Source organism: Yersinia antarctica (assembly GCF_056636475.1).
In genome coordinates this window covers 239384-253215 of sequence record NZ_JBSJQF010000001.1, presented here as the reverse complement: position 1 = coordinate 253215, position 13832 = coordinate 239384, and the positions used below count along the sequence as shown (strand labels likewise).

Sequence of the window (13832 nt, the reverse complement as noted above, 5' to 3'; positions counted from 1 at the left end):
TCGAGAGACAATAAAAGAACGTATCCATGTTACGGGCTTGCCTTTATACTACGGCGCGGTTGTTTATAAACTGCCCAATTGACATTGAATGGGAAATCTCAGGTGAAGTTCGTAAAGTATTTTTTGATCCTTACAGTGTGTTGCATTTTACTGGGAGCAGCCTCGATATTTGGCCTGTACAAATATATTGAGCCACAGCTACCCGATGTTGCCACGCTGAAAGATGTCCGGCTGCAAACACCTATGTTGGTGTATAGCGCCGAAGGCGAATTGATCGCTCAATACGGTGAAAAACGCCGTATCCCGTTGACATTAAAACAAATTCCACCAGAAATGGTGCATGCATTTATTGCTACGGAAGATAGCCGATTCTATGAGCATCACGGTGTGGACCCGGTTGGGATCCTACGTGCTGCCTCAATTGCTATGGTTTCTGGGCGTGCCTCACAAGGGGCAAGTACCATTACCCAGCAATTGGCTCGCAACTTCTTCTTAAGCCCGGAACGGACTTTGATACGTAAAATCAAGGAAGCCTTTCTGGCCATTCGTATCGAACAATTACTGACCAAAGATGAAATCCTTGAGCTGTACCTGAACAAGATTTATCTCGGCTACCGTGCCTATGGTGTCGGTGCGGCAGCTCAGGTCTATTTCGGCAAAGAAGTCAATGAGTTGACCCTCAGCCAGATGGCGATGATCGCCGGTTTGCCAAAAGCGCCATCCACCTTCAACCCGCTCTATTCACATGACAGAGCAGTGGCACGCCGTAACGTAGTGCTCTCGCGTATGCTGGATGAAAAGTACATCACCCAGGCGCAGTACGATCAGGCGCGCAGTGAAGATCTGGTTGCCAACTACCATGCTCCGCAAATCGCCTTCTCAGCGCCTTATCTGTCAGAAATGGTGCGGCAGGAGATGATTAAGCGTTACGGTGAGAATGCCTATACCGACGGCTATCAGGTCTATACCACCATAACCAGAAAGCTCCAGTTGGCGGCGGTCGACTCATTGCGTGCCAATGTGCTGGCTTATGATATGCGCCATGGTTATCGAGGCCCGTCCAATGTGTTGTGGAAAGTGGGCGAAAGCGCATGGGGCCACGAGCAGATTATCGATTCACTGAAAACCTTGCCGGTCTATGGCCCACTGCTGCCTGCGGTGGTGACCGAAGCTAATACGACGCAAGCAACGGCACTGTTGGCAGATGGCAGCAACGTGACCTTACCAATGTCCGGCATGCGTTGGGCACGTCCGTTTAAATCGGATAACGCCCAAGGGCCAACACCAAAACAAGTGACCGATGTGGTGCAGCCTGGCCAGCAGATTTGGGTAAGAAAAGTAGAAGATAATTGGTGGCTGGCACAGGTGCCGGACGTTAACTCAGCCTTGGTTTCTATCGATCCAAACAATGGTGCGGTTAAAGCGCTGGTCGGCGGTTTTGACTTTAACCAAAGTAAATTTAACCGTGCGACACAGGCACTACGCCAGGTCGGTTCGAATATCAAACCCTTCCTGTATACCGCGGCAATGGACAAAGGTCTGACGCTGGCAACCATCCTCAATGACCTGCCAATTACGCGCTGGGATGCTGGTGCAGGTACCGATTGGCGGCCAAAAAACTCACCACCGACTTACGACGGCCCAATTCGTTTACGCCAAGGTTTAGGTCAATCGAAGAACGTGGTGATGGTGCGGGCAATGCGTGCCATGGGTGTGGATTATGCGGCTGAATACCTGCAACGCTTTGGTTTCCCAGCACAAAATATTGTGCACTCAGAATCCCTGGCATTAGGTTCCGCCTCCTTTACGCCATTGCAGTTAGTCCGTGGTTATGCCGTGTTGGCAAACGGCGGCTATCTGGTCGATCCCTATTTCATCACCAAGATAACTGATGATGTGGGCAATGTGCTGTTCGAAGAGAAACCGAAGATTGTCTGTGAAGAGTGTAACTTACCGGTTATTTACGGTGACACTCAGCGCTCAGTTGTTCTGTCTGATGATAACATCGAAAACGTCGCTACCTCGCAGAACAATAACGCCAGTAATGTGCCAATGCCTGAGTTAGAAAAAGTGACGCCCGAACAGGCCAAGCTCAACGGTGACCAGCAATACGCACCCCATGTGATAAGCACGCCGTTGGCCTTTTTGATTCGTGATGCGTTGAACTCAAATATCTTCGGGGAACCGGGTTGGATGGGTACCGGCTGGCGTGCCGGGCGTGACCTGAAACGCAAGGATATTGGCGGTAAAACCGGTACCACTAACAACTCAAAAGATGCTTGGTTCTCTGGCTACGGCCCGGATACCGTGACCTCCGTCTGGATTGGCTTCGATGACCATCGCCGCGACTTAGGCCGCAGCTCTGCATCAGGGGCCATATCAGATCAGATCTCTGGTGCTGAAGGTGGGGCGAAGAGTGCGCAACCTGCATGGGATGACTTTATGAAAGCGGCCCTTGAAGGTTTGCCAGAAAAACCGGTTTCTCCACCGCCGGGTATTGTCAGCGTAGTGATTGATAAGCAGACAGGTAAGTTATCCAGTGGCGGGCCAGGCAGTCGTTCAGAGTACTTTATCGAGGGGACACAACCCACCGAGTATTCAGTACATGAAGCAGGGACGACTCTAATGGATAACGGGCAGACTCACGAGTTGTTCTGATGGAGTTGTTCTGTAAACGCTGATTGCCTGAGTATCAAGACGGAGCAGCGCCAATATAAAAGCCGGGAGCTCGTAACAGAGTCCCGGCTTTTTTATCTCTGACCATTACTTATTAAGAAATGCCTGAGCCAGAAAAAGGGCACTAACATTACGGGCCTCGCGAAAATCAGGCTCATCCAGCAGTGCCATCATATTGGCGATCGGCCAGCGGACTTGTGGCAGGGGTTCCGGCTCGTCACCCTCCAGACTTTGTGGATAGAGGTTATGAGCAATAACAATATTCATTTTGCTAGAGAAATAGGACGGAGCCATCGTCAGCTTACTGAGATAATCAAAGCTTTTAGCACCAAAGCCAACCTCTTCCATCAGTTCACGATTCGCCGCCTCCAGCACACCTTCGCCCGGATCAATCAACCCTTTGGGGAAGCCCAGCTCATACTCTTCAATACCCACGGCATATTCACGAATCAGCAGGAGATCATCGCCAATAATCGGCACTATCATCACCGCTTCACGGTTTGATGGCCGCATTCGTTCATAAACGCGTTGTACGCCATTACTGAACTCCAGATCCACCGCTTCAACAGTAAACAAGCGGGAGTGGGCAACCGTTTCTATTTTAAGAATTTTAGGTTTTTGCAGGTGTTTCATGATAGCCCCAATTTAAATACTCACCGCCTATCGGACTTACATCAGGATAACCAGAGCTATTTTATGGTTACTTAGTAAGCCACTTTTTGCCGATAACGATTAACCCAACACTTTATACTGGAATTTATTAGAACTTGATCACATTGTGCGTTAGTGAGAACCTTTATCGCAATCTCAGTTAGATATAATTTACCTGTTTTTAACATGACGTCGAGTTTAGTCAAGATTCAACCGGTTAAATTTCATCCTACCCTCACTCAACACACGTTAAAAAATGTGTTTGAAAATAGGATTATGCTGATATTACCGCTGTTTTAGCCTTGCTATCCTTATCAATCTACGTGCAGTTTAAGAGCACTTGCATTAGGTTTTTTGATGAATAATAGCGTGTAAAATGCTAGTTCACTGAATGACTCTGTTATATGCCTTGGTACTGTTTTTACGCATAATATGCATTCTTTCATAGAGTTGACGTAAGTCAGAGGCGCTCGGATGGGGATGGGATGAGCACAATAGTCTTAATATTGGCCTTACTGTTGACCAGTCTGATCGCGGTAGGTTTGTTATGGTGGTTCCGATTCCGCCACCCCGCCCCCGTAACTGCAATACTGCCGTTCGCTAAACCTATTCACCGTAAACTCACCGCGGAAGAACGGGTTAATATTGAGAATTATCTGCTCGGTCAGCAAGAGAAGCTCGGATTCAAATCCCAGTCAACTTTTGACACCCGCACACTGACGAACAGCAATCTTGCGCCAGCAAAGCTGACTCTAACTCCACAAAGCGAAAATGTTTATTCGGTTACCCGCGCCATCACCCGCTACGGCGTGGCGAGTGACGAACCCAATAAATGGCGTTATTACCTTGATTCGATTGAAGTTCACCTACCGGCTTCGTGGGAACAATATATCGCTCAGGATAATGACGTAGAACTTATCCAAACGCAGACGATTCCTTTGGTGATCTCCCTTAATGGGCATACGCTTAAAAATCACCAGGCTGAGAATAGCTACCAGCCTATCTTGCCTTCTCCAGCGCAAAATGCCTCAATCCGCAAAGCGGACAGCGAACATATAGAGCTGTTGAATATCCGCAAGGAAACACCCGAAGAATATGCCTTACATGGTGCTAATGGCTTAAAAGAAGCCGCTGCGATCTGTCTGGCATTGTTATTACTGTTTTTCGCACTCACCGGTCCGGCGGTTACACTGCCCTGGCTGATTATTGTGGCGATAACGTTAACCGGTTGGGCATGCTGGAATATGTTCCGCCCGTTATCTGAAAAAGATTTGCGTGAAGTCCATTGCTTGAGCGGTACGCCAAAGCGCTGGGGGCTGTTTGGTGAATCGAACCAAGGGCAGATGAATAACATCTCGCTCGGGATTGTCGACCTGATTTATCCGGCCCATTGGGGGCCCTATTTTGCTCATGACCTGGGCAAGAAAACCAACATTGATATCTATCTCAACCGTCAGGTCGTGCGTCAGGGGCCTTTTTTATCCCTGCATGACGAAATGAAACATTTCCCGTTACAGCGCTGGGGGAAAAACCTGACGCTTATTGCCGGCTCACTGTTAATAATGGTGTTATTGCTAATCTATGTGCCGCTCAGCTTGCCATTGAAATTGAGTATTGCCTGGTTGCAAGGCGCACAAAGCCAGCAAGTTACTAGTGTTGAAGCTCTGGATAAAATGCCTCTGCGCATCGGCGATATGCTGAAAGCTCAGGGTACCGGTATGTGTTATGTCCCGCCGAATACTCAAAATCCGCATAGTTTTGTTTTTACGCCGTTTGATTGTTCTGGGATCTATTGGAATAACGCAGCACCACTGCCACAACCTGAATCTGACACCATTGAAAAAGCCGCCGCACTGGTGGCAACAGTCAATCAGCAGTTGCATCCGCAAGGTACTGGTGCCAACGTCAACCCACAGTTGGCAACCGCCATTGAAAAATCTGGCATGATTTTACTGAATGATTTTGCAGATATCGTTTTAAAAACACAGGCATTATGCGGTGGAGATAGCGACTGTGTCCGCCTGAAAAATGCCTTGGTTAACTTAGGTAATGCCAAGAATTGGCCGGGGCTGGTTAAACGAGCACAATCTGGCACATTGAAAGGGATGAATGTGCTGTTGCGCCCAGTCAGTGCCGATACCCTGGAAAGTCTGGTTAAAACCGCTACCTCATCGTTTGTTTATCGTGAAACGCATTTGGCAACTGAAGCATTAAATAGCCCGCCGCCGGGTGGCTTCTTGCTAACCAGTGATGAAGGTAAGCAGTTAGTTAATCACCCTGCCCCTGCCGTCCCCATGTTTGATTACAGCGCACTGGAGCAGTGGCGGGAATTACAACGGCTCTCCGGGCTGCTACTTAATACTCAGTTTAAGGCAGAAGGCATCATTACCAATATCACCATTGATGCCAATGGCACACGGCATATCGCGCTACACAGTGAGCCGGATATCGTCACACTCGGCCGCTATCTGGGTACCAGCCTATTGCTGCTAATACTGATTGCCTGTCTGGCCGTGAATATCACTTTATTAATTCAACGGATACTACGAAACCGTAACCGGATGGATAATATTCAACGCTATTATGATAATTGTTTTAACCAGACCCTCACTCCTGCGCCTTTCCTGCGTTAGCTTTCTTTCAGGCCATATCATTCATCTCTGGCTGGCTCTGTAACTTTGATATGCTAGGCTAACTTTATCTGTGGCTGTTATCGGGACATCACCCTGATGGCGCTGGTATTCGTTGTAACCCGTATTATTTGTTTGCATAAAAATAATGTGATTGTGGAGCCGCTATGCCCCCAGAATTTAATTGGCAAGAGATTGATACCGTGCTGTTGGACATGGATGGCACCCTGTTGGATTTGGAGTTCGATAGCCATTTCTGGCTAAAGCAGGTGCCGGAAACCCTTAGCCAACACCGAGGGATCCCGCTGGAGCAGGCCCACAAAATTATTCATGATGAATACTTGGCAGTGCAACATACCTTAAACTGGTATTGCTTCGATTATTGGAGTGAACGGTTGGACTTAGATATTTACGCCATGACCACGGCTGCGGGTAACCGGGTTCGTCTGCGCCAGGATACTGAGCCGTTTTTGTCCAGTTTACGCCAGCAAGGGTTACAAACCATTTTGCTCACCAACGCCCATCCACACAGTCTGGCAGTCAAAATTGAGCATACTGCACTTGACCAGCACCTTGATTTATTACTTTCCACCCATACATTTGGTTATCCGAAGGAAGATCAACGACTGTGGCAAGCTGTCGCGCAGCATACCGGGCTGAATCCGGCCAGAACCTTATTCGTCGATGACAGTGAAACGATTCTGGATGCCGCGCACACATTCGGTATCCGCTACTGTCTGGGTATAGAAAACCCGGATTCCAGTTGTGCTGACAAAGCATTTCACAGCCACCCTGCAATCAATGATTACCGTAAGCTATTACCCGCGCTACAGTTACGTGGTGACTAAAAAGATGTTTAGCCCTATAGCCTAAATAATTCGCGTTGCAACAAGGCGACCAACACGCATGCGACGTGAAATATGACGGAGATAACAGGCAGGAGTATTCATGAAGGATAAAGCAGTTTCTGACGAATCGGTTCGGCTGGATAAATGGCTTTGGGCAGCCCGGTTTTATAAAACCAGAGCAATCGCCCGGGAAATGGTGGATGGCGGTAAAGTCCACTACAACGGCCAGCGCGGTAAACCGAGCAAGTTGGTTGAACTCAATGCTGAAATCCGCCTGCGTCAGGGCAATGATGAACGCACGGTGCGGGTATTGGCATTACACGGTCAACGCCGTGGTGCAAGCGAAGCACAGGCATTGTATGAAGAGACTGAAGCCAGTATTGCCAATCGCGATAAGGTGGCACAGGCGCGTAAACTGAATGCCCTGACCATGCCACATCCTGACCGACGGCCGGATAAAAAAGAGCGTCGCAACCTGATCAAATTTAAACAAGGCGAGTCTGAGTAAACCCTATAGATTTCAACATGCAGGACGGCAGCCCACACACCTGCAACTTGAAAGATGACGGCTTTGCTTGCAGCCAGAAAGAGAGAAAACTATGTCTAATCACGACCAATTACACCGCTATCTGTTTGCTAACCATGCTGTGCGCGGTGAGCTGGTTTCAGTCAATGAAACCTACCAGCAAGTATTAGCCAATCATGATTACCCACCAGCGGTACAAAAACTGTTGGGTGAGATGTTGGTCGCAACCAGTTTACTGACCGCCACGCTCAAGTTTGATGGTGATATTACCGTGCAGTTACAAGGAGGGGATGGCCCATTGTCACTGGCAGTGATTAACGGTAATAACCAGCAGCAGATGCGGGGTGTCGCCCGCTTTAAAGGTGAAATCAGCGATGAAAGCACACTGAAAGAGATGGTCGGCAACGGCTATCTGGTTATCACTATCACCCCGGCAAAGGGCGAGCGCTATCAGGGTGTGGTCGCACTGGAAGGGGAGACTATCGCCGCCTGTCTGGAAAATTACTTTATGCAGTCGGAACAATTACCAACACGCCTGTTTATTCGTACCGGCAGTGTGGAAGGTAAAGCCGCTGCGGGCGGGATGTTGCTGCAAGTGTTACCAGCCGAAGAGCGCAATGAAGATGAGTTTGATCACCTGGCACAGCTTACCACTACCATCAAAGCTGAGGAGCTATTTACGCTGCCAGCGAATGAAGTGCTGTATCGTTTATATCATCAGGAAGAAGTGACGTTATATGAGCCGCAAAACGTCAGTTTCTGCTGCACCTGTTCCCGCGAGCGTTGTGCTGATGCATTAGTCACACTGTCGGAAGATGACATCACCGAAATGCTGGAACAAGATGGCAATATTGATATGCATTGTGAGTATTGCGGCAATCACTACCTGTTTGATGCCGTTGATATCGCCTCATTAAAGAGTGGTAACAGCACTTCCTCAGAACAAATTCATTAATAAGCATAATGATTGGTTGGGTGCTGACTCGTGCCCAGCTATTTCTTCTGGCGTTTCATACTTGCGACAATCCGTGTCCTATCTCTCATAACCTAGCGAAAAATAGGTCATATGTTGAAATATTTGATAGCTATCGCTGTTAATCAGAGATGAGGATTTACAATCGCTGGTAGAAAATTGACGATCCAGGAGTTATGACATGAGTGTTAAAGGAATTACCCCGCAGGAGCTCGCCGCCTATGGCATCCATAACGTCAGCGAGATTGTTTACAACCCAAGCTATGATTTACTGTTCCAGGAAGAGACCAAACCCACGCTTGAAGGATACGAGCGCGGAATCCTCACCACCACAGGAGCAATAGCGGTAGATACCGGGATTTTTACCGGCCGCTCGCCAAAAGATAAATATATTGTCCGCGATGCCATCACTCAAGATACCGTGTGGTGGGCCGATCAGGGCAAAGGCAAAAATGATAACAAGCCACTGAGTCAGGAAACCTGGAGCCACTTGAAAGGGTTGGTAACCGAGCAACTGTCCGGTAAGCGTCTGTTTGTTGTTGATACTTTCTGCGGTGCTAACGCCGATACTCGCCTGCAAGTTCGCTTTGTCACTGAAGTCGCGTGGCAGGCTCATTTTGTCAAAAACATGTTTATCCGCCCATCAGACGAAGAACTGGCCCATTTCGAGCCTGATTTTATCGTCATGAATGGCGCTAAATGCACCAACCCAGACTGGAAAGAGCAAGGTCTGAATTCCGAGAACTTTGTTGCCTTTAACCTGACAGAACGTATGCAGCTCATTGGCGGCACATGGTATGGCGGCGAAATGAAGAAAGGTATGTTCTCGATGATGAACTACCTGCTGCCACTGAAAGGCATTGCTTCCATGCACTGCTCGGCCAACGTCGGCGAGAAAGGCGATGTGGCTATCTTCTTCGGTCTGTCTGGTACCGGTAAAACCACGCTGTCGACTGATCCGAAACGTAAGTTGATTGGTGATGACGAACATGGTTGGGATGATGACGGCGTATTTAACTTTGAAGGTGGCTGCTACGCCAAAACCATCAAGTTATCTGAAGAGGCAGAACCGGATATTTATCATGCTATTAAGCGTGATGCCTTGCTGGAGAACGTGGTAGTACTGGCCGATGGTACCGTTGATTTCAATGATGGTTCCAAAACGGAAAACACCCGTGTTTCTTACCCGATCTATCACATTGAAAATATCGTTAAACCGGTTTCTAAAGCGGGTCATGCCACTAAGGTTATCTTCCTGACTGCTGATGCCTTTGGTGTATTGCCACCAGTATCACGCCTGACAGCAAATCAAACCCAGTATCACTTCCTGTCTGGCTTCACCGCTAAACTGGCTGGTACTGAGCGCGGTGTAACTGAGCCAACACCGACCTTCTCAGCCTGTTTTGGTGCAGCTTTCCTGTCGCTGCATCCAACACAATATGCAGAAGTGCTGGTTAAACGTATGCAAGCGGTGGGCGCACAAGCCTATCTGGTCAATACTGGCTGGAATGGCACTGGCAAACGTATTTCCATCAAGGATACCCGTGGCATCATTGACGCCATTCTGAACGGTGAGATTGATAAAGCAGAAACCTTCACTCTGCCAATCTTTGATCTGGCGGTGCCAACGGCATTACCGGGCGTGAACCCAGAGATCCTCGATCCTCGTGACACTTACGCTGATGTGGCGCAGTGGCAAGAGAAAGCCGAAGATCTGGCGAAGCGTTTTACCACTAACTTTGATAAGTATACTGATACCCCAGCAGGTGCTGCATTGGTTAGCGCAGGGCCAAAGCTCTAAGTTAGCGTTGATTTTGTAATGATTATGGGAGGGACACATTTGTGTCCCTTTTGTTTTTCGCCAATCAAAAATGGATTAGATCAGGTTTGGTGGATGAGTGATCGGGTTCGGTTGTTAAAGCGCCGAGTCAGGTTTCGGTTGATATTCGATTTGTTCTCATTGCTGGCTTTGCCACCTCAACCGAGCAGGAGGGCAAGCCGGCCCTCCTGCACCTGCGGCTTGCGCGAAATATTACTGCTATTCGCAGTCCCCTCAGGCAGCTTGCAGGCTTAATCGAACCAGGGCTGACTCGCTCCCAGCTCGACAGCCCCTTTCGCCGCGTCCATGCGGCTCATTCGGCCTGCAATCTTGGTCGGTAATATTCCTGATTGCGCTCAACGTCAAAAGAGAAAATCAAAATCATGGTTTTAGGTTTTGAAGTTTAAAAGCACATTTGAGCAGCCGAGTGAAGAATGGAGCAAGGGAAATCCGCCATGGACGGCGGATTTAGGCGTCATGAGCAGGGATGCGAATAAAGCCGTCCCGCCAGCGAAATGATGAGTGAGGGAACCCACGCAGTGGGCAGGCGATACGTGCGAAGCGCGGGATTCCACAAGGGTGCGCGCCCGCACCCTTTGGCGGTTGAGGCTACGGAGGTTAAGTCAACTCCGTTGCTTTAACAACCGAACCCGATCACTAAACTCATATCAACCGAAACCTGATCCGACCCCACCATAACCGAACCTGATCACCATACTAAATAACCAAAATAAAACTCACACTACCGCAGGTGGCTTCGCCTTCATATCTAACGGCAACGGAATATACGCACGGATCCGTAAACCGCCTCGCTCACTGGTACCGATATCCAACGAACCGGCGTGGGCATCAATAATCCGCTGCACAATCGACAAGCCCAGTCCAGTACCACTGGTACTCCGCGCGCTATCGCCACGCACAAAAGGCTGGAACAGATGCTTCAAATCTTCAGGCTTGATACCAGGGCCGTCATCCTCAACCTGGAACCACGCACGCTGTAGCTCAGTGCCACTACTGACTTTTATCCAGCCATTACCGTAACGCGCCGCATTCACCACCATATTGGCCAACGCACGCTTAATCGATAATGGATGGATATCCACCAGCACTTCACCTGCACACAAATCAGTCTCGATTACCCGCTCATAACCACTTTCAGCCGCGATCACTTCACCGAGTACGGCATTCAAATCACTCGACTCTGTCGGCATCTCCTGCCCGGTACGTAGATAATCGATAAATTGCTCAATAATGGCGTTGCACTCTTCGATATCTTTATTGATTGACTCAGAAAGGTATCCATCGGCTTCACTCATCATTTCAGTCGCCAAACGAATACGGGTCAACGGCGTGCGTAAATCATGGCTAACCCCAGCCATCAGCAAGGTCCGATCATCCGCCAACAACTTCACGCCGGCGGCCATTTGGTTAAATGCCCGGGTAACCGAACGCACCTCTGACGCACCATACTCCCGTAGCGGTGGCGGAATAATCCCTTTACCCACCTGCAAAGCGGCATGCTCCAGCTCAACTAATGGCCGATTCTGAATACGGATAAACAGCCAGGCTCCCCCTACAGCCAATAACATAATTGCCAGGGTATAACGGAACAGTGGCGAGAAATCGCCCTGATGGATCTCAGTTAATGGCACTCGTACCCAAATATCCGGCGATAACCACGTCTTTAGCCAGACAACAGGGGAGTTTTTATTAACTTCGACCCGAACATCGGTTGGCCCACCCAATTGTTGGGCCATTTGATCACTGAGAAATTTGTAATGCTGTGCCCAACGCAGGCCACTTTCCTCCGCCGCAGCATTGGTATAAAGCGAAATCCCCAATTCACGGTAAATCTCACGCCGAAACGCCGGCGGGACTTCAAGTAGCGTGCCATCTTCCAATTGCAGCCGGTCAGTCATCAGCATACGAACTTCATACGCCAACACTTTGTTAAACTGCTGCAAACTGGGCAAAATGGCGAAATTCAGCACCACCAAATACGTGGTGACCAGACTGACGAACAGCAAGGTCACAATCAGTAATAAGGTTCGGGCAAATGAGCTACGTGGAGAAAAGCGCCATCGCCTCATGCTTTACTGCCGTCCGGTACAAATACGTAGCCCAAGCCCCATACAGTTTGGATATAGCGCGGATGCGCCGGATCTTCCTCGACCATACGCCGCAGACGTGAAATCTGTACGTCGATGGAACGCTCCATCGCACTGTATTCGCGACCTCGGGCCAGATTCATCAGCTTATCGCGTGACAACGGCTCACGTGGATGACTCACCAAGGCTTTCAGCACCGCAAACTCACCGCTAGTCAGTGGCATAGGCTCATCTTCACGAAACATCTCGCGCGTGCCTAAATTGAGTTTGAACTTACCAAACGCAATCACTGCTTCTTCCTGTGAAGGTGCACCCGGTAGCTCGTTAGCCTGACGGCGTAACACCGCACGAATACGGGCCAGTAATTCTCGGGGGTTGAATGGCTTAGGAATATAATCGTCAGCACCAATTTCCAATCCGACGATACGGTCAACTTCCTCACCCTTCGCCGTCACCATAATGATCGGCATCGGGTTACTTTGGCTACGCAGACGGCGGCAGATAGATAGACCATCTTCACCCGGTAACATCAGATCAAGCACCATCAGGTGGAAAGACTCACGGGTCAGCAAGCGATCCATCTGTTCAGCATTGGCAACGCTGCGCACCTGGAAACCTTGCTCTGTTAGGTAACGTTCCAACAGCGCGCGCAGGCGCATATCGTCATCAACGACCAGAATCTTGTGATTCTCTTGCATTTTATTACTCCCAAAGGCCGTATTGCTCGAACCTGTACATTGTTAAAAAAACTTACTTTATACCCTAAATAATTCGAGTCGCAGGAAGGCGGCAACTGAGCGAGCCCTCGGTCACTTACATGAGTCAGTGACCGAGGGTGAACGAAGGAAGCCAACACACATGCAGCTTGAAGTATGACGTGTATAACAGACAGCTTTTTATGGTATACATTCTAGTCGAAATTGTTACAAAGCTTATTGTTGTGCCTAATTATCAACACTTTCGTCAAATGGGCGGTAGCGGATCTCTAATATCCAGTAGGTTGCTTCACCATTTGGTGTCTGAACCGTCACCTCATCCTCCACCTGCTTGCCAATTAAGGCACGGGCAACCGGTGAATCGATAGAAATCCATTTTTTTGCCGGATCAAACTCATCCGGCCCAACCAGGCGAAAGATGCGCTGCTCTTCTAATTCATTTTCTACCCGCACCCAGGCACCAAAAAAGACTTTTCCTTCCTGACGCGGGTCAGGGTCGACAACTTTCAGCACCTCAAGGCGTTTGGTCAAAAAGCGTACCCGGCGATCAATCTCTCGTAGCCGCTTCTTACCATAGATATATTCAGCGTTTTCCGAACGGTCACCCATTGCTGCGGCTTCAGACACCGCCTGTGTTACCACCGGGCGCTCTTCCCGCCACAGATAATGCAATTCACGATCCAGCGCCTGCCAGCCTTCGCGGGTAATGTAATTACTTTTCGCCATATAATTATCCCTTTGGCATTGATGCTTCTACTATACCCTAACTTTTTACCGATAAGTCCACGTTACCTCAAGCTCTGCTGCCGCTCTACTGGCAATTTATCCGGGCAATCCGTATAACTATCTTCTGCCATTTTTCCTACTCACTATCAGACTTGACAT

10 protein-coding genes are annotated in these 13832 nt (G+C 49.0%); 6 read left to right on the top strand and 4 right to left on the bottom strand.

Annotation, left to right across the window (positions count from 1 at the left end; translation table 11 throughout):
• The first annotated feature begins 102 nt into the window (after window positions 1-102).
• Window positions 103-2658, top strand: a complete 2556-nt coding sequence (gene mrcA, locus ACWJJO_RS00980; protein ID WP_481090536.1) for a peptidoglycan glycosyltransferase/peptidoglycan DD-transpeptidase MrcA — start codon at window positions 103-105, stop codon at window positions 2656-2658.
• Between the two features lie 105 nt (window positions 2659-2763).
• Here the strand turns inward: mrcA and nudE are convergent, their stop codons facing one another.
• A complete protein-coding gene (nudE, locus tag ACWJJO_RS00975) occupies window positions 2764-3309 on the bottom strand; it encodes an ADP compounds hydrolase NudE (RefSeq protein ID WP_083161230.1) in 546 nt (181 codons plus the stop codon).
• Window positions 3310-3812: 503 nt separating this feature from the next.
• On the opposite strand from nudE, the gene ACWJJO_RS00970 reads away from it, so the two are divergent.
• From ACWJJO_RS00970 to pckA, 5 genes are all read left to right on the top strand, one after another.
• Window positions 3813-5960, top strand: a complete 2148-nt coding sequence (locus ACWJJO_RS00970; RefSeq protein ID WP_083161232.1) for an intracellular growth attenuator family protein — start codon at window positions 3813-3815, stop codon at window positions 5958-5960.
• A gap of 164 nt (window positions 5961-6124) precedes the next feature.
• On the top strand, window positions 6125-6805 hold the full coding sequence (gene yrfG, locus ACWJJO_RS00965; protein WP_481090535.1) for a GMP/IMP nucleotidase: 681 nt from the start codon (window positions 6125-6127) through the stop codon (window positions 6803-6805).
• A gap of 100 nt (window positions 6806-6905) precedes the next feature.
• Window positions 6906-7313: a ribosome-associated heat shock protein Hsp15 gene (gene hslR / locus ACWJJO_RS00960; protein ID WP_083161235.1), complete on the top strand. Its 408-nt coding sequence runs from the start codon at window positions 6906-6908 to the stop codon at window positions 7311-7313.
• 91 nt (window positions 7314-7404) lie between these two features.
• Window positions 7405-8286, top strand: a complete 882-nt coding sequence (hslO, locus tag ACWJJO_RS00955; protein ID WP_372560316.1) for an Hsp33 family molecular chaperone HslO — start codon at window positions 7405-7407, stop codon at window positions 8284-8286.
• 199 nt (window positions 8287-8485) lie between these two features.
• On the top strand, window positions 8486-10105 hold the full coding sequence (gene pckA / locus ACWJJO_RS00950) for a phosphoenolpyruvate carboxykinase (ATP) (RefSeq protein ID WP_083161237.1): 1620 nt from the start codon (window positions 8486-8488) through the stop codon (window positions 10103-10105).
• A gap of 755 nt (window positions 10106-10860) precedes the next feature.
• Here the strand turns inward: pckA and envZ are convergent.
• The 3 genes from envZ to greB all read right to left on the bottom strand — a co-directional run bounded on the left by envZ (window position 10861) and on the right by greB (window position 13673).
• Window positions 10861-12213 carry a two-component system sensor histidine kinase EnvZ gene (gene envZ, locus ACWJJO_RS00945; RefSeq protein WP_481090534.1) on the bottom strand — a complete coding sequence of 451 codons (1353 nt, stop codon included), beginning with the start codon at window positions 12211-12213 and terminating at the stop codon, window positions 10861-10863.
• A complete protein-coding gene (gene ompR, locus ACWJJO_RS00940) occupies window positions 12210-12929 on the bottom strand; it encodes an osmolarity response regulator transcription factor OmpR (protein WP_004709363.1) in 720 nt (239 codons plus the stop codon). The genes envZ and ompR overlap by 4 nt, the downstream gene beginning before the upstream one ends.
• 246 nt (window positions 12930-13175) lie before the next feature.
• Window positions 13176-13673, bottom strand: a complete 498-nt coding sequence (greB, locus tag ACWJJO_RS00935) for a transcription elongation factor GreB (protein ID WP_005186101.1) — start codon at window positions 13671-13673, stop codon at window positions 13176-13178.
• Window positions 13674-13832 lie beyond the last annotated feature (159 nt).